This is a genomic window from Pseudomonas sp. O39, from assembly GCF_045447295.1.
Lineage (GTDB): Bacteria > Pseudomonadota > Gammaproteobacteria > Pseudomonadales > Pseudomonadaceae > Aquipseudomonas > Aquipseudomonas antarctica_A.
Window position 1 is genome coordinate 1 of sequence record NZ_JBJGXV010000007.1, and the last position, 25,533, is coordinate 25,533.

Genomic DNA, 25,533 nt, shown 5'->3' on the forward strand with positions numbered 1-25,533 from the left:
ACCTTGAACGTAACTCGGCGTTCGAGATTTTATTTAGCCATAGCGATTTGTCCTACGTATGTAGCGGAAACGAGGGACACAACCTGCCATAAAGTCCACGTCATTAATTCGACGTTTCTGACGGCGGATGCCACCCACGAAAAGCCACAAACGAATTTTAGGATTATTTAACCATATGATATTTAACGAAAAATAATTTCAGCTAAACACGCTGGAGAAAACCACAGCGGCCAGATATAGCCAATCTCCTACAACGCTTTAATCGATCCAGCAATGAACCATCAGCCAGACCCCGTTCTGTCCCCTCGGATGTCCGGGTTTAGGGTGACAGACAGGCCCCGACCCCCATGCTCAAATCCGGCAATTTCGGCGTAATGGGCCCCTGCGCGGCCAGTGCCTGACCCCCATGAGAAGGATCTTATGAAGCATTCCACCAGCCTGCCGCCCAGCTTCCCCCTCACTGCCGCCCAACAGGACATCTGGCTCGACCAACTGCGCGTGGGCAACTCGCCGCTGTACAACATTGGTGGGTATGTCGACTTCGCCGGCCCGATCGTGCCGGACCTGATCCAGCGTGCCGTCGAGCTGCTGGTAGCCAAGCACGATGCCTTGCGTACCCAACTGCACAGCGACGCCAACGGCTTGCCCCGGCAAACCTTCGCCGCCACGTTGAAGGTGGAGGTGCCACACCACGATTTCTGCGCATTGCCCGATCCGCAGACGGCCGCCCAGGCCTTGATGCAAGCGCAAATGGCGCGGCCCTATGCCATGGCCGGTGAACCGCTGTTTCGCTTTTTCCTGGTCAAGCTCGACGACGACCATTACCGCCTCGGCACCCAGGCCCATCACCTGATCCTCGACGGCTGGGGCTTCGGCCAGATGCTGCAATCCCTGGCTCGTCTCTATACCGACCTGAAGCAGGGTCGGCCACCGGAGCCGCATGCGCCGTCCTATATCGACTTTATCGACACCGACCAGCGCTACCTCCAGTCCGCCCGTTATGCCCGCGACCGTGCCTACTGGCTGGACAAATACAAGGTATTGCCCGAGCCATTGTTGGCACCTCGGCACAGCGCCCAGGCGCCAAGTAACACCCTGGTAGAGCCGTTCCCGGTGGCACTGCTCAACCGGATGGAACAAGTGGCCAACCGTTACCAGGCCTCGGCATTCCATGTACTGCTGGCCTCGATGTACGTGTATTTCACCCGCACCAGCCAGCGCGATGAATGGGTGGTGGGGTTGCCGATTCTTAACCGTTCCAACGCGCGGTTTCGCTCCACAGTAGGGTTGTTTACCCAAGTCAGTGCGGTGCGGTTTCAGTTCGATCAGCAACTACCTTTCAGCGCACTCGTGCGTGGCGTGCGTGACCAGCTCAAGCAGGACTTTCGCCACCAGCGTTTCCCTTTGAGCGAGATGAACCGTGAACTGGGGCTGCGACGATCCGATCGCGGCCAGCTGTTTGATCTGTCGGTGTCCTTCGAGCAAGACGACCATGACCTGCGTTATGGTCAGGTCCAGGCTCGCGCGATCAAGGTGTCCAACCACCATGAGCCGCTGCCGATTGCCATACACCTGCGCAGCAACCGTTACCAGGACACCGCGTGCCTGCATTGCGTGTACAACGAGGCGTATTTCAGGCATGACGAGGTACAGGCGTTGGCGCAGCGCTTCACCAGTCTGCTGGAGCAGGGGTTGCAGAACACCGCGTTGACGGTCGCCGAGTTTTCCCTGGTGACACCCGCCGAACAGGCCCAGCTGCAGCAGTGGAATGCCACTGCACAGCCCAATGCCACACCGCAAACCCTGCACCGGCGCATTGAAGCGCAAGTTGCGCGCGCTCCGGAGGCTATCGCGGCGGTGTACCAGGGGCGGCAACTGACCTATGCCCAACTTGATCAGCAGGCCAATGCGCTGGCTCATCAACTGCTGGAACACGGCGTACAGCCGGATGATCGCGTGGCGATCGTGGCCCGACGCGGGCTGGACACCCTGGTCGGGCTGTTGGCGATTCTCAAGTCCGGCGCCTGTTATGTGCCGGTGGACCCGGCCCATCCCGCCGAGCGCCTGAACTACCTGCTGCACGACAGTTCACCCGTGGCGGTGTTGACCCAGCATGACGTGCTGCCGCGCCTGCCCATGCTGGACGTGCCGGTGATCCGGCTGGATCAGCAAACCTGCGCCCTCAGTGACAGCCCGCGTGTGGCGGTCACACCATCAAACCTTGCCTATGTGATCTACACCTCAGGTTCTACGGGGTTGCCCAAAGGTGTGATGGTCGAGCACCACACAGTGTCGAACCTGGTGGACTGGCACTGCCGGGCGTTCAACCTGCACGCGGGCAGCCACACCGCCAGCGTGGCCGGGTTCGGCTTTGATGCGATGGCCTGGGAGGTCTGGCCGGCGCTGTGCGTGGGGGCGACGCTGCACCTGGCGCCGGCTCACGACGGCGCCGAAGACATTGACGCGCTGCTCGACTGGTGGCGCGCGCAGCCGTTGGACGTGTGCTTTCTGCCGACACCGGTGGCCGAGTACGCCTTCAGCCAGCGCCTGGAGCATCCGACCCTGCGCACCTTGCTGATCGGCGGCGACCGCTTGCGCACCTTCACGCGGGCGCAGACCTTCGATGTGATCAATAACTACGGCCCCACCGAAGCCACCGTGGTCGCCACGTCCGGGCGTGTCGAGGTCGGCCGGCCGCTGCATATCGGCGGGCCAGTCGCCAATGCCACGGTCTATTTACTGGATCAACAGCAACGGCCGGTGCCCATCGGTGTGGCGGGGGAGTTGTACGTCGGCGGCAAGGGCGTGGCGCGCGGTTATCTGAACCGTCCCGAGCTGAGCGCCGAGCGCTTTCTGCACGACCCTTTCAGTCAAGGCCGGATGTACCGCACCGGCGATCTCGCGCGCTGGATGCCCGATGGCAATCTTGAATACCTGGGCCGCAATGATGACCAGGTGAAAATCCGTGGTGTGCGTATCGAGTTGGGGGAAATCGAGTCGGCGCTGGCCAGCCATCCTGCCGTCAAGGAAGCGGTGGTGCAGTATCGCGAAGGTCAACTGCTGGCCTGGTTTATTGCGCAGCACAGCGTCGCCATCGAAGGGCTACGGGCCCATCTGCAAGCCTCGCTACCGGACTACATGCTGCCGGCGGCCTATGTGAAGCTGGATGTGCTGCCCCTGACCGCCAACGGCAAACTCGACCGCAAGGCGCTGCCTGCACCCACGCAGGCGGCGTTTGTCACGCGCTTGTTCGAGGCGCCGCGCGAGGGTGTGGAAACCCGACTGGCGCAGATCTGGGCCGAGCTGCTGCAAGTGCGGCAGATCGGGCGGCATGACCATTTCTTTGAGCTGGGCGGGCACTCGCTGTTGGCGGTGCAGTTGGTACAACGCATGCGTCAGGCAGGGTTGCATGCCGATGTGCAGGTGCTGTTCGGCCAGCCGACGCTCGCCGCGCTGGCAGCGGTCACGGGTGGCAGCGACGTGCACGTGCCTGCCAATCGGATTCCGTCAGGTTGTACCCATATCACGGCAGACATGCTCGCACTGGCTGAACTCGACCCGGACAGCCTTGAGCGCATTGTCGCCGGTATCCCCGGTGGCGCGGCGAATGTGCAGGAAATCTACCCGCTGGCGCCATTGCAGGAAGGTTTGCTTTACCATCACATTACCGACGAGCGCGACCCCTACCAGCAACATGCGATGTTCAGCTTTGCGCGTCGCGAGCAGTTGGACGCGTTTGCCCAGGCCTTGCAGCAAGTGATCAACCGCCACGATATCCTGCGCACCAGCCTGGTGTGGGACGCTCTTGAGCAGCCGATGCAAGTGGTGTGGCGCGAAGCTCGCTTGCCGCTCGGACCGCTCAGCGAACAGCATGCGCCGCTGGACTTGCGCCAGGCCCCGCTGATGGCGCTGGATTATGCCGAAGACCCGCACAACCAGCGCTGGATCGCCAAGTTGCGCTTCCACCACCTGGTCAATGACGCCACTTCAATGACGGTACTGGCGGACGAAATTCGCGCGCATATGCTGGGTCAACAGGCGCAGCTTCCCGCGTCGGTGCCGTATCGCAATGTCGTGGCGCAGAGCCGCTGCACTGAGCGACAGGCCGCTCACGAGGCGTTCTTTCGAGAGCAATTGGCGACTGTCGACGAGCCGACCCTGGCCTTCGGTATGCAGGAGCACCAGGTCGATCGTGCTGAGATCGAAGCCTTTGAATGCCCGATAAACGACGCCTTCAGCCAACGCCTGCGCGGCCAGGCGCGTGCTCTTGGGGTCAGCGCCGCCAGCCTGTTTCACCTGGCTTGGGCCCAGGTACTCAGGCAGGTGTCGGGGCGCGACGACGTGGTGTTCGGCACCGTGCTGCTGGGCCGTTTGCAAGCGGGCGAGGGCGCCGACCGTGCCCTGGGCATGTTCATCAACACCTTACCGTTGCGCCTGCGCCTGGCCGGGCAAACCGCGCTCGACGCGCTGAGTGACACTCACGCGCAGCTGAGTGCCTTGCTGGCGCATGAACAGGCGTCCCTTGCGCTCGCCCAGCGTTGCAGCAGCGCGTCGCCGCTGTTCAACAGCTTGCTCAACTACCGACACGCCAGTGCCGACAAGGATTTCAAGCTGGTGCCAGGCGTCGCTTTGCTCGGCAGTGAAGATATCCTCAGCTATCCGCTGATGGTCACGGTGATTGATGTCGCTAACGGCTTTGATCTCAAGGTCATGGCGCCCCGCGAGGTCGGCGCCGAACGACTCTGGGGCTATCTCGATACCGTGCTCAACGGGCTCGTGGACGCGCTTGAACACACGCCGAAAGCGCCCTTGCGCGAGGTGCAGGTGTTACCCGCCAGTGAGTTGCGCAGGTTATTGGTGGACTTCAATACGACCGAAACCGACTACCCCGAAAACCTCACCGTACACGCATTGTTCGAAGCCCACGCGCGCCACATTCCGCATGCCATCGCTGTGCAAGCCGGTAGCCGGCAATTGACCTACCGCGAGCTCAACGAGCGCGCTAATCAGTTGGCCTTCCACCTGCGCGAGCGCGGGGTGCAGCCCGATTCACGGGTGGCGCTGTGTGTCGAGCGCGGCCTGGATCTGGTGGTGGGGTTGCTGGCGATCCTCAAGGCGGGCGGGGCCTATGTGCCACTGGACCCGGGCTACCCGCGCGAGCGCCTCCTTTACATGCTCGAAGACAGTCGCCCCGTGGTGCTGCTGGTGCAGGCCGCTACCCGCGATCTGCCGGGCGAAGTGTCGATCCCGGTTCTCGACTTCGACCGTTGTGCCTGGAGCCAGGCGCCAACCGGTAACCCATTGGTGCAAGGCTTGACCGTCGCCAGCCTGGCCTATGTGATGTACACCTCCGGCTCCACAGGCACACCCAAGGGCGTGATGGTTGAGCATCGCGGCCTGGGCAACCTGATGCATTGGGCTTCCCTGCTGTGCCCGAACGCCGAGGGCGATGCGTTGCTGCAAAGGGCGCCGTTCAGCTTCGACGGTTCGGTGTGGGAGCTGTTCTGGCCGTTGACCAATGGCATGCGCCTGGTACTGGCTCGGCCCGATGGTCATCGCGACCCGGCCTACCTGGCACAGGTGATTCGCGAGCAGCACATTACCGTGATTCAGTTTGTGCCGGCGATGTTGCAGCAGTTCCTCGAACTGGAGGAGTCGGCCCTCTGCACCAGCCTCACTGACGTTTTGTGCGGCGGCGGTGAACTCTCCGAAGCGTTGGCCCGTGGCGTGCAGGCGCGCTTGCCCAAGGTGCGATTGCACAACGTCTACGGCCCCACCGAAGCAACCGTGGACAGCTGCGCCTGGACCCTGGAGCCGGATGCGCCGGTGCCCACCCGGCAATTGCCGATCGGGCGGGCGATCAACAATACCCGCCTGTACGTGCTGGATGAATACGATGCACCGGTACCAATGGGCGTCAGCGGCCAGTTGCATATCGGCGGTGTCGGCGTTGCCCGCGGCTACCTGGGGCTGGCTCAGATGACTGCCGAGCGTTTTATCGACAGCCCCTTCGTGGTCGGCGACCGTCTGTATCGCACCGGCGACCTGGTGCGTTACTTGCCGGATGGCAACCTGGAATTCCTGGGGCGCAATGACTTTCAAGTGAAATTGCGCGGCGTGCGCCTGGAGCTGGGCGAAATCGAGTCACGCCTCGCGGCGCACCCGGCGTTGCGAGAGGTGGCGGTGTTGATTCGCGATGAGCGTTTGGTGGCGTATTTCACCTTGCGCGGCCAGGCGCCGAGCCTGGAAACCTTGCGCGCCCATGTGCTGGAGCAATTACCCGAATACATGGTGCCGGCGGCCTTTGTCCAGCTTGAAGCATTACCCCTCAACCCCGCCGGCAAACTCGACCGCAAGGCGCTGCCGGAGCCCGGATTGGAGTCGGTGGTGAGTCGTGCTTATGAAGCACCGGTAGGCGAAGTGGAAACGTTGATGGCGGATATCTGGGCCGACGTCTTGAAGCTGGAGCGGGTAGGGCGCCACGACCACTTCTTCGAACTGGGCGGGCATTCCTTGCTGGCGGTAAACCTGGTGGCGCGCCTGCGCAAGGCAGGGCTGGCGGTGGATGCGCGAACCTTGTTCAGTCAGCCGACACTGGCGCAGTTGGCCGCGTGCACGGTGGCGCAGGTGTCACGCGTAGAGGCCCCTCAAACCGCGATCCCCCAACTCAACCGCCGCCGCCGAATCTGAAGATTGAGTTGAAATACAATTAATCGTGAGAGGGGGCTTGCTTCCGATTGCGGTGGTTCAGTTTGTACATGGGGCGCACTTCAATTCGCCAAATGCGGTGCGCTTGCTGTTCGGCAGGTGCAACTGCACACGATGGCTGCTGATCGATTGCAAGCTCTGCAGAGGGAGGGGCGCCAGCGTCGTCGGCAACATCACTTCCGGCGGCACGCTCACCGACAACTGGACCCGCGGGGTATGGCGAGCACAACGCAGTTGCCGGAATCCACAGATCATCGAGCCTGGCGCATTCACCCGCCTGGGCTAACTGAATCCATTGCTCTGGCCGCGCTCCCCAATCGGGTGTGCATAGGGGCATCAACCAGCGGAATTCAAGGGGCATCTACAAGCGCCATGCCTGCCGCTGCAACAACCGTTTGAGCGTCTGGGCCTGGCTGATAGACAGTCGCTGGTGCTGCCCCTGGTGTTTGCCTGGCAGCCCAGATCCTGTGGGGGACGTAGCCAAGTACCCTGTAGTAACCCACGACAAGACCTTGCCGGTGTCGCTTCCGGAGCGGTTTACTCGGTTCGGGGTTATTCGTAACGGGACGGAGTGTCGGTCGGGCGGTAAAGGACAGGTGGCGGTGCACATCAACAAGATGAATTGATTGCTTAGTGACGAAGTGGATTCCAATTAGGGGTGCATCTTTGTTCGGAAGGTCAGGTTGAGTTGAACCATTTGTCGGATTATTTCCTGATTTTTGTGAATGTGATCTTCTTCCTACAAAAAACGTTTGCGATAGAACTTGTTTGTTTTTATAGGTCGACAATGCGTAACGTATTAATTTTATAAAGTTTTGAAGTTGTCATCTAAGTTGAAAAGCGGTTTTAGTGTTTTATACAACCATTAAGCGTCCGATTTTTTTGAGTGAAACTTCCTGTTGTTGATAGTCAGGCTTCCTACATAAGGTTTTTGAAAGTGTTGCCATTTTTTTAGGTAGGGCTAGAGTGTTTTTGTCGCTTGTTAATAAGTGGCTCACGATCAACGCAGGTACGGAAGTTGGAGAGTTGAAATGACCAATGAAGAGTTTGGAGAGTTTATTTTTAGTTTTGATGCGGAGTATGGTTTTAACCCGTATGCAGGTAATGCCGGTGCGTCTGGCAGTCAAGGAGGCTGCGGTGGTAGCGGAGGGTGTGGCGGCGGCGGTGGATGTAACGGAGGAAGTGGTGGGTGTCATAATTCGATAACGGAGCATCCAACAGCGGCTGAGTAGATTCAGTAATCACTCACCTAAAGAGGTTTTCTGGCGTACTACAGAAAACCTCTACAGGAGATCGTGCTATGAATATAATCATACCCAATTATGAGATCCTAAATTTTGAAACGGAAAGCCTAGTCATTTCTGAGCTTGGAATGTCGAAAGTCCACTCGCAGCCGTTGCTGAAAGCATTACGTAAACTAAAGCTGTCGAAGGTGATGACGAGAGTAGAGTTTGATGAGGTACTAACGGAAAACGGCCTGAGTAAAAATAAGGCGTTTGAGTTTCTAGAAAGAATTATTCCTTTTAAGTTTGTGGAGGAAGTGTATTTTGAAGGGACGATAGTTGTCCATGACTGGCAAGGTCAGGTTGATGTTGAAGCGTTGATTAAGAAAGATGTTTCTGGCAGTCTGGAATTTAAGTCGTTTTCAAGTGGCATGGTTGAGCGGGTCCGGGGTAAGAGATGCTTCATTGTTTTGTTGTGTCATTCCTATGAATATGAAAGTGTTAAAAGTTTATATTTCGAACTCGCGTACGCATCGCCCGAAAGCGCCATTAGCGTGTGCTGGCAAATGGGTAACTTTTTTTGTATGGGGCAGCCCTATATTGCAGAGATAGGAAATCCTTGTCATTTCTGTACCGTCGACAGGCTTAATAATAATGAGTCGATGATGCCGGGCAAAAATAGTTGGGCGAGTGTTCTGGCTTTTTGTAGGAAAAAGCATGTGAGTGTCCCTGCCAAGTCGCTTAGCCTTTATCAAGAGATGATCGTTGTCGGTGCGGTTATCAGAATGATAAAATTTTTCACTCAATACAGTGACGGTTGTAAATACCAGGACAATATTCTGCATGGCGCATACCTTCAATTAACCGATGGCCAGATTTTCGAAGAGCCTAATTCGCACTGGTACATGTGTGATTGCTTGAGGGGAGAAAAGTGAAAAATATTCCTCATGACTACTATTTAAGATTCATAGAATCCGCAGTGTATGATGAAGTGCTTGAATTTCATTGCAAAGGCAATTTTACGTTTCATAAGGCGATCAAGGATCGCACCTGTCTGCATCGGTTGGATGAAAAGCACCTCGGGCAACTAACAGGGAATGAATTGGCTTTTTATCCAGACTTGGATTTGACAGTGACGTTCACCTTGCCTCAGGAAGAAAGAGTTAAATCGTTGTACAGAAATGAATCGTGTGAACGGTTTTTACCTCTGCCTTTAGATTTTACGGATGTTGAAAAATTGATGTGTCCATTGCTTTCAAGGAGGAATGATTCACACAAAAGAGGATATCCAAGTGGCGGTGCACTTTACCCTGCCGAAGTTTTTCTCTGTTCACTGACTGAGGAGAATTCTAACTGGCCCTGCGCTGGGAAAATTTTGCATTTACTCCCGAGATCCCGAAAATTTGAAGTGATGCAGATTGACACGGACATCGAAGCGCTAAAAGCGGCCCTGCTGTCTTCTCCCCATGACATCGGAACACCCAGCCTTGCGCTCATTTACGTAAGCTATATGCCGAAAAATTTGTTCAAGTATCGGTACCGTGGGTACCGGATGGCACTTATGGAAGTTGGCTCAATTTATATGCTTGTGGAACTGCAAGCTAAAAAGCTGGGGCTGGCGTGTCGGCTGTGGTCTGCGTATACAGACTCGATGCTTTGTAAGGTTCTCGGGATTAACCCTGCTTTGTTCTTTCCAATGTGCGTTCACTTTATAGGTAAACAGCATGAGACTTATTAATGCAATGCAGAAGCCAGATCTCCCCGGAATACTATTATTTCAGCCTGCGTGCGTGCGCTCCTTACCTAATACTGTAGAAGTGTCAGATGCCCTGTCCGCGAACGGGTCTGGTGTGGGGGATGGTTCGAATTCAATTAAAACAGGTTTGGGTGAGTATTTTGAGCGTCGTCATTTTTACAGAGAAGTTCTTCCAAGACGACGAGGTTGTCTTGGTGAATTTTTAACAGAGCCTGAGGTGTGTCGTTTTGCAGAAGCATTTATTCAGACGGCGTCCAGGAAATTTTCAATCGGGGAAATTGAAGAGTATAACTTTGCTTTGACTGAAGTGGTTAGGGCGTCGGACTTTACTAAGTGTTTTATTCCTACCGCTTGTATTTCGCTCTCGTCGTATGGTGCAGATGAGGATAGCGTGCTTTATCCCCTGCGAGATACATGTGGGTGTAGCTTTCACTGGCATTCAGATGTCGCCTTCTTGGGAGCAATTAAGGAATACTTTGAACGCCAAATGCTTATCAGGTTCTGGCTGACGAAGAAATGCCGCTCTCGAGTTTCTCTTGCTCACGTGAGTGAAATGCTAGTGGGGAGAAGTGTTCAGTACTTATGTAGTGCTCTGGCTGCTTCAGGAGAAATAAGCTTTTTTGATATATCCGATGCCAGGTTTCCTGGCGTTTGTATACTGGTTGTTTATGGGCAGAAACAAACTCAGCGTCACGTAAAATATTGTGCCGGGATGTCCTATTCGTCGGACCTGCCTGTCGCCTTGGAGAAGGCGTTGCTTGAACTATGGCAAACGTTTCGGTTTATGGACTTGTTCAAGGCGACTGATTCGGAAGAGGCGATGCTTGAAGACTCCTATATTCGTTATTTCCTGAGTTGCAATACGTATAAAACCTATCAGGAGATTACCGACGTTCTAGAGTGCGGAGGTGTGGCGTCTCAGCACCCATTTACCCTTCCCGGATTCTTGTCGATACTCAAACAGTTGGATATTTTGGGTTATTTTTATTCAAGGTTCGAGGAGGTCAATGGAGTAGGTTGTGTTTTTGTTAAGTTTGTCTCTCCTGACGTGTTCCTTCATATGAATAATTCGAAAAATTTCAATTTAAAGAATAAATATTCGAGAGGGTTCAAGTCCTCGATACTGCGCTCCCGGTTGGAAAAGATGGTCCCGTTTCCGTGAGGTGAATAATGAGTCCGTATTCCTTGTTCAAGCCCGTTAGGCTGGCTGCGCTATTTGTGAAGGAGCAATTAAAAGAGCCTGTGGCATTGTTTTGGACAGTGATCTCTCCCGTAGTGACCTACTATCTGATCATGTACACGAGGGCGCCAGTGAGTGAGGCGCCAAGCGATTACTTTTCCAGCACCTCATGGTTTTATGCTTTTGTGTCTTCAAGCGTAGCATTGTTTGGTTTGGCGTTTTATATAGTGGGCCGAAGAGAAAGTGGTTTTCTGCGGTCTTTCGTTTATACAGGTCGCACGAAAATTATCTTTCTTGTTGGGCAGTTCCTTGCCTATTCGGTTGTTTCGATAGTGTACTGCTCTGTTTTCTACGTGCTGACACGCAATGCCTCTGGTGTTGCCGGTAGTGCTGGGGTTGCGGAGTATCTAGTCGTTATTGGGCGATTTTATGTCTGTTTCCTGATGTTCTCTATACCCTCATTGTTGCTGACATTGGTCCCTCTAGGGTTTCAGAATGCGAGTACTGTTTTTTCCATGTTGTCTCTGGCGATGTTGGCGTTGGGAATAGTCAGTCTCAATTCCTCCAGTCCAATGCTTGCTTACGTCAAATTTATTAACCCTATGTGGTGGGCAAATAGGGTGATGTTGGCTGGGGTCGCGGAATACTGGCTTGTTGTTTTGGTGGTTTTCGTTTTATTGGTGTTTTTATTTGTGGTGATGGTTCGATTTTTAATAATTAATCCAGTGTGGAGTCGTTATTGATGGCGCGACTTATCGTAAGCTCACTTCATGTCAGGTATGCCAGTCATGTCGTGTTCCAAAGCGCTTCGTTGGGAGTTGAAGCCGGTATGATCTCGGGTTTGCTGGGTCCTAACGGCTCTGGCAAAACCACCTTTTTTGATGTGATTTGTGGTCTCAAGAAAATAAATGGCGGTGAGATAAACAGCTCCTTCTCCAAGCTGCTTTACCTGTCGCAAATCGTCAGCACACCGCCCGTATTTCGCATGTTCGATATCTTCAAAATGACCATGCTTTTTTGCTCCGACAAAAAGGTCACCCAACAACATGCGCTCGATAAAATCGAAAAATGGAGCCCTGGTATCGCAGAACGATACTGCGAAATCTGGAACAAAAAGTCCTCTCTTTGCAGCTACGGGGAAAAACGTTGGTTTTTCACCCTTTCCCTGCTTTGTGCCAGCGCGGACTTTGTGATTCTGGATGAGCCTACTGCAGGCGTGGATCCTGAATTTCGCTACCACATCTGGAGATGTCTGGAGGGCGCGGCGGCGGAAGGGGTTGCGGTGTTGGTTTCATCACACAACGTTGATGAAATTGTTGCTCATTGCGATGACTTTTACATGCTGAGTCAGCAGCGTTTCGACCGCTTCACTGACGCGCAGGGCTTCATGAATGCTTATGGTGCTAACAGTTTGGATGAGGCGTTTATTCACGCGGCAAGCCTGCCAAGAATTTAAAGCAGGCTTTGTCAGGTGCTGTCAGTTACCCATCGGTACAAACGCCACGCTGCCGCCTGAGCGCTTCTTGAACATCCGCTCGCCATTATCTGGCTGAGTAGTGACCACCGTGTGATCTTTGCCCAGGTAGGCCAATGGCGTCGGGTCGTCCTTGGAATACTGCGCGACGATAATGGTGTGCTGCGGGTCGAAGCCCTGGCCGCTGGTTTGTTCCAGCCAGGCCATCAAGGCAGCGCTGTCGCCCTGGCGTGGGAAGTCCTGGGTTTCGCTGACGTAGTAGAACGGTTTGCCGCCGTTCTGCAGGTACATCGGCAGCTTGTTGTCGACTTCCACCAGCACCATCTGCCATTGGTTCCACGGTGCGCTTTTGACCGCTTCGGCTTGTACATCCTCGGCGAAGCGGGTTACGCCGCCATTGCCGGTGGTCCAGGGGTAGATCACACCCAGCACCAGCATCAAAAAGCCCGCGGTAATACCAAAGCCTTTTTGCCAGCGTGGCCAGCTGGCGGTTTTTTTCTCCAGACGCTCACTCAACCACCAGGCGGCCAGCAACTGCGCGAAAGGCACCAGTGGCAACACGTAATAGCTGCGGCGGCTGCCACTGGCGGTGAAGAACACAAACAGCAGGCCCAAGCCCCATACCAGCCAGCGCACGTTTGGTGGCGTCTGGCGCCAGTGGCGCACAGCCAGCCACAAACCGAGCAACCAGCACGGCGCCCATGGCAGGGTGTAGGCAGGCAGGTAGATCAAGTAGGTATAGATCGGCCCCATGTGGTCGAACGGGTCGAAGAAACGTACGACGTTTTCCTTGAACACCAGTTCGAGGCCGCTTTCGCCGTAAGTTGGCGCGCCATAGAAGTGGGAAAGCACAAAAGGAATCGCGTAGAACGCTGCAGCGATCAGCATGGCCAGCAACAGGCGCAGGTTCAGGTGACGCTTGTAGCGGTGTTCGCTGAGCAGGTGCGGTAACAGCACCAGGCCCGGCAGCACAAAGCCGATCAAGCCTTTGAACAGCGACGTCGCAGCCAGCAGCAGGAAAAATACCGTGTAGCGCCCCAGCCGGGTGTCATCCGGCCCACGCCAGTACCACCAGACAGCTGCCAGCACACCACACACAGTGAGCACATCGGCGGTGGCCACCCGTGCCCAGAACAGAAAGTAGAAGGTGGTGGCCAGCATCCAGCCGGCAATCAGCCCGGTGCCTTTGCGAAACAAGCGTTCGCCAATCAGATAGACCAGCCAGATACTCAGCCAGGCCCCAATGACCGACGACAGGCGCAGCGACCACGGGCCGAGCCCGCCCATCACGTTGGCGAAACCGGTGATCAGCCAGTAAGAGGGCAGGGGTTTATCGTAATAGGGCGCGCCCTTGAGGTACGGGTCGAAGTAGTCACCGCTCTGCAGCATCTGCAGAGCGATGTTGGCCCAGCGGGTTTCCGGCCCCCACAAGTCGCGACTGCCCAGGCCCAGCAGCAGGAGTAACGCCGAGACGCCAAGCAGCAACACCAAGGCGCCGCGTTCGGTTTTCCAGAAGCTCATGGGCTTTTCTCACAGCAGACGTAACGTTAAGGAAGCTTCGGATAGATGATCAGTAACAGGGCGCCCTTGCGATACCGCTTGCCTCCCGGTGGTAGCTGGCCTTCTTCACGGTGTTCGCTGGTGCTCTTGACCCGCATCAGCACGCCCACAGAGCCTTGCTGGCGCGCCTCGGCGAGCCAGGTCTGGACGCTGTCGAGGTCGACCTTGCGCTGCACCGAATCGGCATACGTCAGGCCATAGCGCAGTTCGCCTTCGGTGTCATAAAACGACACTTCAGGCCGACGCAGGCGCCAGGACAATGCCGACGCCGAGCCCAGCTCGTTGCTTAGCAGAGCATGGGTTTGTTGCAATTCATCCAGATGCTCAAGCACGAACTGATCAGGCATTTCGGTATCGGTGATCATTGCCGGCATACCTGCCGGCAACAACGCCACCAGCAAACCGATGCCCAGTGCCGGTGTCGCCCATAAGGTCAGCGGGCGAACCGCTTGCAGCAGGTTGGCCAGGATCCAGGCCAACAGCACGATGAAGGCCAGGGACAGGCTGAACATCTCGGCGTGACTGTTGCCGTACATCGGGTTGCTGATTTGCAGGTAGATCAACCCCACCATCGCCACCAGGCCGATCACGGCGTTAACGAGGCCATTGATCAGGATCGTGCGTGTTTTGCCTTGTTTGATCAGGTCAGTCAGCGCATGGCCCATCAGCAGGGCCAGGGGCAGCAGGCACGGCATGATGTAGGTCGGCAGCTTGCCGCGGCTCAGGCTGAAGAAGGCCAAGGGCAGCAGCATCCACAAGGCGATAAAGACGATGGGCGGCTGGGCTTTTTCTTTCCAGGTTTTGATCAGGGTCGCCGGTAACAACCCGGCCCACGGCAAGCATGCCACGACCATGATCGGCAGGAAGAACCACCATGCGCGTGCGTGCTGTGCGTTGTCGGCCGCGAAGCGACGGATGTGCTCATGCCAGAAGAAGAAGCGCCAGTAGTCCGGTTCCTGCAAGTGAATGGCCAGGGCCCACGGTACGCAGACCAGTGCGGCGACCACTATCGCCAATGGGCCATACCGCAACAACTCGCCCACGCGACGCTGCCAGAGTATGTACGGCACGGCGATCAGCACGGGCAACAGCCAGGCCAGAAAGCCCTTGGTCATAAAGCCCATGCCGCAAGCAACGCCCAGCACTGCCCAGGCGCCCAACCGGCCACGCGCGGTTTGGCTGTCCAGCGCAAACCACAGCGCAACCAGGCTGAGGTTGACCCAGAACGTAAATTGCGGATCGAGGTTGGAATATCCGGCCTGGCCGGCTACCAGCCCGAAGCTCATGTAGAGCAGGGCGCAGGCGAAGCTTTTGCGTGGGTCGTTCCACAAGCGGCGAGCGATGAAGTAGGCCAGTACGACGCTCAGCCCGGTGGTCAAGGCCGAGGCGATACGCACGCCGAACAGGTTTTCGCCGAACACAGCCTGGCCCAGGGCGATCAGCCAATAGCCGGCGGCGGGTTTTTCAAAATAGCGCACACCCATGAAATGCGGTGCGACCCAGTTGCCGCTCAGGAGCATTTCCTGGCTGACCTGGGCATAGCGGGTTTCATCCGGGATCCACAAACCGTGCAGGCCCATGGGCAACAGGTAAAACACCGCGAAGGCCAATAGCAATAGCGGTAGGGGTTTCAATCGGGTCATGAAAACGTCGCTCCCTGACGTTTAATGGCTGCATAGGAGGGTGTACAAGTAATAACGGAAAGCATCACAAAGTTCACTAAGTGGCTGAAAATATTCATGACGTCCTGAAGTAACGGGCGCAGCTAAACATGCCAGAAGAGGGCTGTCGCCTTGCTGAACATGAATGTTGCGAAGTGTGTCGAAAAGTGTCTAGAGCTTCTTCAGCACGTTAGCCCACGCCACGCTGTTGATTTTTCCCAGCGTCTCGAACTTGCCGTTTGCCAGCACCCGCACAAACAAGGCACTGCCATACTCGGAAAACCTCGCACGGGGGAAACCCAAGGCTGTTTCGAAGTCGGAGATACAGCCGCTGTGAGTGACAAATACCAGATTGCGTCCAGGCTGTTTGTGGCTGAGCAATTCTTCGCCAATGGCTTTGCCGCAAATGGTTTTTTCGCTGGTGGTCAACTCGGCCTTGCCGAACATGAAGTGCGAAGTCTGTGCCGTACGCAAGGCCGGGCTGGCAATCACGTCGCTGTTTTCCATACCCAGGGCCTTGAAGGCCTTGCCCACTTCTTGAGCACGCTGGGTGCCCAGAACGGTGAGGCCTTCAGGCGCTGCGAAGCACGGGTTGGGCGAACGGTCGCAGCGCTCTTCATGACGCACCAATACGATCAATTCGCCTTTGCGCCATGCGGGCACTACTTGTGAGTTCAGCAGGCGATCGCCAATGCCAAGATCACGCGGAGATGCTGGCCACAACATAAACCCGGCGAGCAGCAGCACGATGACTGCAAGGCCTGCCCACCACTTTTTGAATCCTTTGAAATAGCCACGGCGCACGCGCGGTTTGGTCAGGGTAAGGTCAACCACATCATTCACCATGGGCACTGTAGGCAGTGTTTTATTAAGTAGGCGCAACGCATCGACGCAATCCCGTAGGGGAGTGAGAGGCTGTCACAGGGCTGCTGTCTTTTCGCTGAACATCTCGCGGTTATAAGAAGTCGCGGTTGGCAACTAACAAGTTGCCGAATTTCGACGCTTGGAGGGCAATTTAGAGGGGCGAGGGTGGGCAAGCGGTGAAATCCATGTGAAAAATTTGCGTAGGGCTGACAGTCAGCCGTTATTCTCGTTCGGAGTCCTTCAAACGAGCGTTCTTATGTTGCAGGTGCAAGGTGTGCTTAAAAGCTATGTCACCCCGCAAGGCCCGTTGCCAGTGCTGGCGGGCGTCGACTTGTACCTGGGTGAGCGTAGCAGCTTGGCGCTGATGGGCGAGTCGGGCAGCGGAAAAAGTACCTTGCTGCACCTGGTGGCCGGGCTCGATCGGGTGGACGGCGGCCGTATTCAGGTGGGCGAGCAACGTCTGGATCAACTGAGCGAGGCGCAACTGGCCCGCTGGCGTCGTACCGAAATTGGCCTGGTGTTCCAGCAGTTCAACCTGATCGGCAGTTTGCGTGTCGAGGACAACCTGGCGTTCCAGGCCCGCTTGGCAGGGCGCTTTGACCCGCAGTGGCAGGCGCAGTTGGTTGAGCGCCTGGGCCTGGGGGACTTGCTCAAACGCTATCCAGAACAGCTGTCCGGCGGCCAACAGCAGCGGGTTGCGGTGGGGCGTGCGTTGGCGTCGCGCCCCGCTTTACTGCTGGCCGATGAACCCACCGGCAATCTCGACGAAGCCACCAGTGATGATGTGCTGCAATTATTGCTGGACCTGCTGCGCGACAGCCCGACCAGCCTGTTGATGGTCACCCACAGCCCGCGCATCGCTGCGCGCCTGGACCAGCAGGTGGTGTTGCACCGTGGCCGTGTCGTGCCTGCGGACGCGTGTTGAGATGGCGGTGTTTTATTGGACGTTGCGCGCGCTGCTGAGCCATTGGCGGCGGCACCCGGTGCAGTTTTTCAGCGTGCTGACCGGGCTGTGGCTGGCCACTGCGCTATTGACCGGCGTGCAGGCGCTCAACAGTCAGGCGCGAGACAGCTACGCGCGTGCCAGCCAACTGATTGGCGGTGAGCCGCAGGCCAGTCTCACTGCGCCGGACGGTGCGAGCTTCCCCCAAACACTGTTTGCCGAACTGCGCCGCGCCGGGTGGCCGGTGTCGCCGGTGGTGCAGGGGCGTTTGGTGCTCAAGGGGCAAGAAGAACAACGCCTGCAATTGATGGGCATCGACCCGTTGTCGTTGCCTGGCGGCGGGGCCGTGGCGGGACAGCGGTTGAGCCAGGCCCAGAGGGTTGCGTTTTTCAATCCGCCGGGGCGTACCTGGATCGCCCCGCAAACTTTGTCGGCCCTGGGCTTGCACGAAGGTGAGCAACCGCTGACCACAAGCGGGCGAGCGTTGCCGCCGTTGCAGGTGCAGCAGGACATGGCCCCCGGCGTGTTGTTGACCGATATCGGCTTTGCCCAGCCCTTGCTGGAGATGCCCGGGCGACTGTCACGCTTGCTGCTGGACAAGGCGTTTGCTGCCAGCCACCCCACTCCGCCGGCCACGCTGCAACTCAAACAGGGTGAGGAAAACAACCTCGCGCGCCTCACCGAAAGCTTTCACCTGAACCTCGACGCCCTGGGCTTTTTGTCCTTTGTGGTGGGGCTGTTTATCGTCCACGCGGCCATTGGCCTGGCGCTGGAGCAACGGCGTGGGCTATTGCGCACCTTAAGGGCTTGTGGGGTCAGCGCTCGGATGCTGATCCTCAGCCTGGGTGTCGAACTCGGCGTGTTGTCGCTGCTGGGCGGCGTGCTCGGTGTCGCGAGCGGTTACCTGTTGGCCAGCCTGTTGCTGCCGGATGTGGCCGCCAGCCTGCGCGGTCTTTACGGCGCTGAGGTGCCGGGCCAATTAAGCCTCAGCCCAGGGTGGTGGTTGGCTGGGTTGGGCTTGAGCCTGCTGGGCGCGCTGCTCGCAGGCGGCAGTAGCCTGTGGCGCGCGGCGCGTTTGCCCCTGCTGGCGCTGGCCAATGCCCAGGCCTGGCACGATGCCCATGGGCGCTGGTTGCGGCGTCAGGGCTGGGTGGCGGGGACTGCGCTGGTCATCGCCTTGCTGGCGCTGTGGTTGGGTGACAGCCTGGCCGCCGGGTTCGTGCTGATGGCCAGCCTGTTGCTGGGGGCGGCGCTCGGCCTGCCGGTGGTGCTCAATGGTGTGTTGACGGTGGTGCTCGGGCGCAGCCGCTCAGTGCTGGGCCAGTGGTTTCTCGCCGACTGCCGCCAGCAACTGCCTGCCTTGAGCCTGGCGTTGATGGCATTGCTGCTGGCGTTGGCGGCGAATATTGGTGCGGGTTCCATGACCTCGGGCTTCCGCCAGACGTTCAACCACTGGCTGGAACAACGCCTGACTGCCGAGTTGTACCTCAACCCGCAAAACCCGGCCCAGGCCGAACAGCTCACGACCTGGTTGGCGCAGCAACCGCTGGTGCAAGCGGTGCTGCCTACGTGGCAGGTCGCGGTGCAATTGCAGGGCTGGCCGGCGGATGTATTTGGGGTGGTCGACGACCCGACTTATCGCCAGCACTGGCCATTGCTGGAGGCCGCGAGCGCGCCTTGGGACCGGTTGCTGCAAGGCGATACCGTGATGCTCAGTGAGCAATTGGCGCGCCGGTTAAACGTGCGGCTGGGGGACGCGATTGCTATCCCCACACCTGCCGGCCAGTGGTCGCCCAACGTGGTGGGGATATACGCCGACTACGGCAACCCCAAAGGCCATCTGCTGGTCAACGCGCAGCACCTGTTGGCGCATTGGCCGACGCTGACACCGGCGCGTTTCAACCTGCGGGTGCTGCCGCAGAACGTGCCACCGTTGGTGCGTGAAATACAGCGCGTATTTGCCCTGGAGGACAACCGCATCGTCGATCAGCAGCAACTCAAAGGCTGGTCGAGCCAAGTGTTTGAACGCACCTTCGCCGCCACCGCCGCCTTGAACAGCCTCACCCTCGGCGTGGCCGGTGTGGCGTTGTTTATCAGCTTGCTGACCCAGAGCCAGAGCCGTCTGGGTCAACTCGCGCCACTCTGGGCGCTGGGGGTGACGCGGCGGCAATTGATGCTGCTCAACCTTGGCCAGACCTGGCTGCTGGCCGTATTGACCCTGGTGCTTGCTTTGCCGTTGGGCCTGCTGCTGGCATGGTGCCTGGACGCAGTGATCAATGTGCAGGCGTTCGGCTGGCGTCTGCCGTTGCAGGTGTTCCCGTGGCAGCTTGCCCAATTGTTGGGGCTGGCGATGCTCGCCACCCTGTTGGCGTCGGCCTGGCCGCTATGGCAGTTGTACCGCAGCCGCCCGGCTGATCTGCTGAGGACCTTTGCCAATGAAGATTAAAGCGCTGTTGTGGGCAACGGTATTGCTGTTGAGCGCGTGCGACAAAGTGCCCGCGCCGCAAGAAAGCTTCGCGGGCCTTGGCAGCGATGCGGCGGACTTTGCCCAAGTGGTGCCGGGTAGGGTCTTCAGTTTCCCCGAGGACCATGGCCCGCATGATGGCTTTCGCATCGAATGGTGGTACGTCACTGCCAATCTCAAAGACGCGCAAGGCAATCTGTTCGGCGTGCAGTGGACGTTGTTTCGCAACGCGTTGAAGGCCGGGCCTACGCAGCCGGGCTGGCACGACTCGACGATTTGGCTGGGCCATGCCGCCGTCACCTCCGCTACCCACCATTACGCTGCCGAGCGCTACGCCCGTGGCGGTATTGGCCAGGCGGGTGCTCAGGCAGTGCCGTTCAATGCCTGGATCGATGACTGGAATTTCGTCACCCGCCCAGGCGCGGCAAGCTCGTTGGCGGATATGCAACTCAAGGCCGGCGGCCCGCAGTTCGCCTACGACTTGCACCTGACGTCGAGCCGTCCACTGGTGCTGCAAGGTGACAAGGGCTACAGCCGCAAATCCGATCAGGGGCAGGCGTCCTACTACTACAGCCAGCCGTTTTTTGCGGCGGCCGGCAGCGTCAGTATCGACGGTAAAACCTACCAGGTCAGCGGCCCTGCCTGGCTCGACCGCGAATGGAGCAGCCAACCCCTGGCAGCCAGCCAGACCGGTTGGGACTGGTTCTCGCTGCACCTGGACCGTGGCGAGCAGTTGATGCTGTTTCGCGTGCGGCAAAAAGACGGCGCGGGTTACCTGACCGGCACCTGGATCGACCAGCAGGGCCAAACCCAGACCCTGCACAATGCCGATATCCAGCTCACACCGCTGGCCACCACCGACATTGACGGGCGAGCTATTCCCACGCGCTGGTCGCTGAAAATACCCGGTAAACAGCTGGATATAACCACCCAGGCCGTCAACCCGAAAGCGTGGATGAACCTGAGTATTCCGTACTGGGAAGGGCCGGTGCAGTTTGACGGTGGCGTGGGGTATTTGGAGATGACGGGGTATTAACCGCGCTTGTTCTCTTGCCAGCAGGCAACGAGTCCATATCAATATAAAAAACACTGTACATGCATACAGCTATGACCTACAGTCCATCCCAGGTGACCGGATGTCACCGGTCACCCGAGCTTCAATTTTTTAACTATGGATGGATAAAAAATGAAACCCACAAAAGCCCTGATGCTGGGCGCGGCCATGATGGCCTCCTGCTTCATTTCGGCCTCTGCCCTGGCCGAGCAAACCCTTCCCCAACTCACCCCCGGAACGGTCAACCAAGGTGTGATCGATGCGCTGAAACCTGGCGGCACACTGACTGCAGTGCCGATCTCGGACGAGCTACGGCAAAAGTTCCTGGACGCCAAAAATGGCAAGGTAAACGCAACCCCCAAGGCGGCCAAGTCGGCGCCGTTCAACACCGCCGTCAGCGCGTTGAAAAAACCGAGCCAGGCCAGCCTTAAAAGTGCTGCTGTCGCCGCCTTTGAACCGCTGTTTCCCACCCTGGAGATCAACACCCTTTACACCATCACCGAGGTGCAAACCGGCCAGGAATTTCCCTACCACTTCAACCTGCCGAAAAACGCCCGGGTGCTGGTGCAGTTGATCAATCAGAGTGCCGGCGCCGATATGTCGCTGACCCTGTTCCGTGATGACGGCCAGGGTAATCCGCAGTTGATCGACACCTCCGACAACCCGGGCAATGCCGATGAATACCTGGGCGGCGTGCTGCCTGCGGGGGACTACTACTGGTACATGGTGGCCAAGACCGCGAACAACGCGCAGTTCAGTTTCGGCGTGGCGGCGGACACCAACATCGATGCCTTTGAGCCCAATGACAGCGCGCAAACCGCCTTTGTGCTGCCGGACTCGATGAACAAGGTGACCGGTAACCTCGACAACGCCAACGACGTCGATTACTTCGACTTCAAGGCCGTGCGTGGCCAAAGCGTGAGCATGTACCTGGCGGGCGATGAGAGCGGCAGCCGCAACCAGTGGATCTTCGACCGCTTCGATGGCACCAATTGGGTCACTGTGCCGGCCGGTTCCACCTCGACTTACCCTATCGTAACGCCGGGCGCGACCGTCAAGGTGCGGGTGCGTGCCAACCCTGCGGTGACGCAGGACCCGACCAAGCAGTACGCATTGAGCCTGGGCTCCACGCCACGGTTGAACACGTCGGAGGTGAAGGGCGACAACATCGTGCGGGTGCCGGCATCGATATTCTGGATGGCGACCCAGGCTGGACGCACGTTGAACTGGAGCACCAATTGGTCCGACTCCACTGGCGCGCCTCTGTTGGGGGTCACGCCGGTCCTGCGCGTCGACAAGCGCTTTGATGGCGCCGAGTTCCACTGGACCGACTTCAAGGCCAGCACCAACAGTGCGGGCACATCCCAGGCCAGTGCCGCGCTCGGTGAATGCTTCGGCGAATACCGCGTGCAATACCCGGACAGCAGCACCGGTGTGAAGTACAACTGGGAAACCACCTTCAACTTCGGCGGCTGGCGTATCGAGTTGGCAGAGTTCCCGGGGGTGGGTGTCGGCGGTGACAATGTGCCTTATGTGACCTTTGGGCACATCTGCACGCAGAACATCATCCACTGATACGCTGAGTCATGGAAAAGGTGCAGCCTGATTGGGCTGCCCCTTTTTTGTCAGTCGCGAGCCAGCGCCTGTTTCAACGGCAAGCGCGCCATGCTCGTGCTTTTCAACGAACCGAGGTACAACCAATCGCCATATTCCCGCGCGGTGGTAATCGGCGAGTAATTGCCCGGGCTGCCATCCTGCAAGTTGGCGATGACCTGGCCGTTGGTGTCCAGCCCGAGCACGAAGGCTTTGTGCTCGATGGGTTTGGGCACCACCATCAACGCCCGCACCATGACCTTGCGCAAGAAGGGATAGCCGGCGAAACCATCCAGCAATGGATTGCGTGGCGAATACAGGGCGACCCAGAAACGGTCGCGCCCGTTGAAACTGAGGTTGTCCGGCAAGCCTGGCAGGTTGTCGGCAAACAGATCGTGGCTGCCGGCTCGAGCGCCTTTGAGCCAATAGCGGCTGATGCGATAGGCGCCGGTTTCATTGACCAGCACATAGTTTTCATCCGGGCCCAAGGCCACGCCGTTGGCGAATTGCAGATGGTCGAGCAACACCTGGGTGGTCCCGTTACTGAAGTCATACCGCAGCAGGCGGCCGTCGCCGCCATGCTCGATCACGGCTTCGCCATCCTGGCCGTAGCCCCAGCGGCTTGATGCATCGCTGAAATACCCATAGCGCCCGCTGGCGTCGATGGTCACGTCATTGGTAAAGCCAAACGGTACGCCGTTCGCGGCGCTGCTTAACGGCGTGAGTTGGCGATTGGCATCGAGTGCAAGCAAGCCCTTGACCCCGTCAGCCACGATCAAGCGCCCATCCGGGTGAAACGCCAGGCCGAGGGGCCGGCCGCCGGTGTTGGCGAGCACTTCCAGGGTATGGCTGTCGGGCGATGTGCGGATGATGCGCCCGTCATGCAAGCCGCTGATCAGAAACCCCTGGGCATCCAGCAACAGGGCTTCAGGGCCGGGAATGTCTTGTGCGCCAATCTTTTGCACGGCCTTAAGCCGCTGGTTCTCGGCGTAGGTGCCTTCCTTCATCGACGGCGCCTTGGGCGCAGACCAATTCACCGGTTGCACGTTGGTCGGCATCAACAGCAGAAAGGCGATCACCGCAAGCGCAAGCACGAACAGTAAATGGCGCAGGTTTTTAGGGCGGTCGCTCATGACTATTCCTGGTTGTCGTGGGCGTTCGGTTCCCAGTGCAAGGTGCCGAACAGGTAATCCATCAGCGGTAGAACGATATTGAAGTTGCGCCCTTGCATGAGCTCGCGACGGTGATGCAGAGCGTGCAGTTGGTGCATCTGGCGAATCCACGGTAGGCGCGCCACTGGATGGTGGGCGGGCAGGTGTTCGCAGGCATGGAACACTTCATAGAGCAAGTAGCCGAGGATCATGCACCCGGCAAACAGCCCGGCCACATTAGGGCTCAGCTGCTTGAGCAGCCACCACGCGGGGAGGGTGATGGCCAGGCTGTGCAGCACGATCAACCAGGCGGGAAACAGAATCACACGCCAGTCTTTGGGGCTGTCGAAGGTCATGTGGCCGGGGGTGAAGAAGCTGTGATGATCGCCGGTGTGGCGTGCGTAGAACAGGCGGGCGAAGGGGTGTTTGTGGTGCCCGAGGTGGCGGTGCACGAGATAGATGCAGAGGTTGAAAAACACCAGGGTCAGGGGGACGGTCAGCCACTGGAGTGGGGTGATGTGTTCGGTGGAGCACCAGGCCAGGGTGATGCAAAAGAGGCCGTAGCCGAGGACAAAACTTGCATGCAGCCATGGGTTGTAATGGCGGTTCACTTCGCTGCGGTAGCGGGTGCGAAAGGTTTCGGTGGGGTGTGCCATGGCGGGAAGCTCGGTATTTTTTTGTTGGAGGCTGAGCTTAGTTGGTGCGCGAGATTGTGCGAGTTTTTGCGCAGTACACGTAGCCTCTTTGGGAGCTGGCTTGCCTGCGATGGCATCCACGCGGGATGCCTGATGCACCGGGGTGTCGGCCTCGCGGGCAAGCCATCTGTCACATTTGATCTCGTTCGATTTGGAGTGCCATTCGGCCCCGAGTGACCAATGGCCTCTTGCACAGCCCCCATTTACTTGCTAGTTTCTCGCAAAATGTTAACGATAACATTTGCTCTAAAAATAAAAACAAAACAGAGAACCACGCCATGAAAATGCTCCCGAAAACCCTGTGTTTACTGGCTGTCAGCATCACCCTCGGCAACGCCGCTCCCGCTTTCGCCGACGCCGCCAAGCCCATCCGCATCGGCGCCTCCTTCCAGGAGATCAACAACCCTTATTTCGTCACCATGAAAAACGCCCTCGAAGAGGCCGGCGCAACCATCGGTGCGAAACTGATCATCACCGACGCCCGCCACGACGTGTCCAAGCAGGTCAGCGACGTCGAAGACATGCTGCAAAAAGGCATCGATATCCTGCTGATCAACCCGACCGATTCGGTCGGCGTACAGTCTGCGGTCAAATCCGCCCACGCGGCCGGTGTCGTGGTGGTCGCAGTAGACGCCCAGGCAGATGGCCCGCTGGACTCTTTCGTCGGCTCGAAGAACTTCGACGCCGGTTTCCAGGCCTGTGAATACCTGGCCAAAAACATCGGCGACAAAGGCAATATCGCGATCCTCGACGGCATCGCCGTGGTGCCGATCCTCGAACGTGTACGCGGTTGCAAAGAGGCCGTGGCCAAGCACCCCGACATCAAGATCGTCAGCATCCAGAATGGCAAGCAGGAACGTGACCAGGCGCTGACCGTCACCGAAAACATGCTGCAGGCCCAGCCCACGCTCAAGGGTATTTTCAGCGTGAATGACAACGGCTCCCTCGGTGCACTCTCGGCCATCGAAGCCAGCGGGCTGGACGTGAAATTGGTCAGCGTCGACGGCGCGCCGGAAGCGATCAAGGCGATCCAGAAACCCGGCAGCAAATTCATCGCCACCTCGGCGCAATACCCCCGCGACCAGATCCGCCTCGCCCTGGGCATCGCCCTGGCCAGGAAGTGGGGCTCGCAAGTACCCGCCACTGTCCCGGTGGACATCACTTTGATCGATCAGGCCAAGGCCAAGGACTTCAGCTGGTAATTCGC

At 58.0% G+C, this 25,533-nt stretch carries 16 protein-coding genes; 11 read left to right on the forward strand and 5 right to left on the reverse strand.

The genetic code is table 11. From position 1 onward, the window contains the following. Positions 1-420: 420 nt before the first annotated feature. The 6 genes from ACI77D_RS12335 (at position 421) to ACI77D_RS12360 (ending at position 12,323) form a co-directional block, all read left to right on the forward strand. Positions 421-6,690, forward strand: coding sequence for an amino acid adenylation domain-containing protein (locus ACI77D_RS12335; RefSeq protein ID WP_407016643.1), 6,270 nt, complete (start codon positions 421-423; stop codon positions 6,688-6,690). Between the two features lie 1,318 nt (positions 6,691-8,008). After that, complete coding sequence (locus ACI77D_RS12340) at positions 8,009-8,866, forward strand: McbB family protein (RefSeq protein WP_407016644.1); 858 nt, start codon at positions 8,009-8,011, stop codon at positions 8,864-8,866. Next, on the forward strand, positions 8,863-9,669 hold the full coding sequence (locus ACI77D_RS12345; RefSeq protein WP_407016645.1) for a SagB/ThcOx family dehydrogenase: 807 nt from the start codon (positions 8,863-8,865) through the stop codon (positions 9,667-9,669). The genes ACI77D_RS12340 and ACI77D_RS12345 overlap by 4 nt, the downstream gene beginning before the upstream one ends. Beyond that, on the forward strand, positions 9,656-10,849 hold the full coding sequence (locus ACI77D_RS12350; RefSeq protein ID WP_407016647.1) for a YcaO-like family protein: 1,194 nt from the start codon (positions 9,656-9,658) through the stop codon (positions 10,847-10,849). Before ACI77D_RS12345 ends, ACI77D_RS12350 begins: the two co-directional genes overlap by 14 nt. Positions 10,850-10,857: 8 nt before the next feature. Then, entirely contained in the window at positions 10,858-11,610 is a 753-nt protein-coding gene (locus ACI77D_RS12355; protein WP_407016648.1) for an ABC transporter permease, read from the forward strand. Further along, a complete protein-coding gene (locus ACI77D_RS12360) occupies positions 11,610-12,323 on the forward strand; it encodes an AAA family ATPase (RefSeq protein ID WP_407016649.1) in 714 nt (237 codons plus the stop codon). The genes ACI77D_RS12355 and ACI77D_RS12360 overlap by 1 nt, the downstream gene beginning before the upstream one ends. 21 nt (positions 12,324-12,344) lie before the next feature. Here ACI77D_RS12360 and ACI77D_RS12365 read toward each other — a convergent pair whose 3' ends face one another. The 3 genes from ACI77D_RS12365 to ACI77D_RS12375 form a co-directional block, all read right to left on the reverse strand. Then, a complete protein-coding gene (locus tag ACI77D_RS12365) occupies positions 12,345-13,862 on the reverse strand; it encodes an ArnT family glycosyltransferase (protein WP_407016650.1) in 1,518 nt (505 codons plus the stop codon). A 26-nt stretch (positions 13,863-13,888) separates the two neighbouring features. Next, positions 13,889-15,544: a lipid IV(A) 4-amino-4-deoxy-L-arabinosyltransferase gene (gene arnT / locus ACI77D_RS12370; RefSeq protein ID WP_407016651.1), complete on the reverse strand. Its 1,656-nt coding sequence runs from the start codon at positions 15,542-15,544 to the stop codon at positions 13,889-13,891. 189 nt (positions 15,545-15,733) lie between these two features. Further along, the gene (locus tag ACI77D_RS12375) at positions 15,734-16,408 is read right to left on the reverse strand and encodes a hypothetical protein (protein WP_064453076.1); all 675 of its coding nucleotides are present in this window, start codon (positions 16,406-16,408) and stop codon (positions 15,734-15,736) included. A 274-nt stretch (positions 16,409-16,682) separates the two neighbouring features. On the opposite strand from ACI77D_RS12375, the gene ACI77D_RS12380 reads away from it, so the two are divergent. The 4 genes from ACI77D_RS12380 (at position 16,683) to ACI77D_RS12395 (ending at position 22,462) form a co-directional block, all read left to right on the forward strand. After that, positions 16,683-17,351 (forward strand): ABC transporter ATP-binding protein, encoded by a 669-nt coding sequence (locus tag ACI77D_RS12380; protein ID WP_064453075.1) that lies wholly within the window; start codon positions 16,683-16,685, stop codon positions 17,349-17,351. 1 nt (position 17,352) lies between these two features. Next, entirely contained in the window at positions 17,353-19,815 is a 2,463-nt protein-coding gene (locus tag ACI77D_RS12385; protein WP_407016652.1) for an FtsX-like permease family protein, read from the forward strand. Further along, a complete protein-coding gene (locus ACI77D_RS12390; RefSeq protein ID WP_407016653.1) occupies positions 19,805-20,869 on the forward strand; it encodes a lipocalin-like domain-containing protein in 1,065 nt (354 codons plus the stop codon). The genes ACI77D_RS12385 and ACI77D_RS12390 overlap by 11 nt, the downstream gene beginning before the upstream one ends. A 150-nt stretch (positions 20,870-21,019) precedes the next feature. Continuing rightward, complete coding sequence (locus ACI77D_RS12395; RefSeq protein ID WP_407016654.1) at positions 21,020-22,462, forward strand: hypothetical protein; 1,443 nt, start codon at positions 21,020-21,022, stop codon at positions 22,460-22,462. A gap of 50 nt (positions 22,463-22,512) precedes the next feature. On the opposite strand, the gene ACI77D_RS12400 is transcribed toward ACI77D_RS12395, so the two are convergent. Beyond that, positions 22,513-23,613: an SMP-30/gluconolactonase/LRE family protein gene (locus ACI77D_RS12400; RefSeq protein ID WP_407016655.1), complete on the reverse strand. Its 1,101-nt coding sequence runs from the start codon at positions 23,611-23,613 to the stop codon at positions 22,513-22,515. Between the two features lie 2 nt (positions 23,614-23,615). After that, complete coding sequence (locus tag ACI77D_RS12405; protein ID WP_407016656.1) at positions 23,616-24,287, reverse strand: sterol desaturase family protein; 672 nt, start codon at positions 24,285-24,287, stop codon at positions 23,616-23,618. Between the two features lie 317 nt (positions 24,288-24,604). Here ACI77D_RS12405 and ACI77D_RS12410 point away from each other — a divergent pair, with 317 nt between their 5' ends. After that, positions 24,605-25,528, forward strand: a complete 924-nt coding sequence (locus ACI77D_RS12410) for a substrate-binding domain-containing protein (RefSeq protein ID WP_262665423.1) — start codon at positions 24,605-24,607, stop codon at positions 25,526-25,528. Positions 25,529-25,533 lie beyond the last annotated feature (5 nt).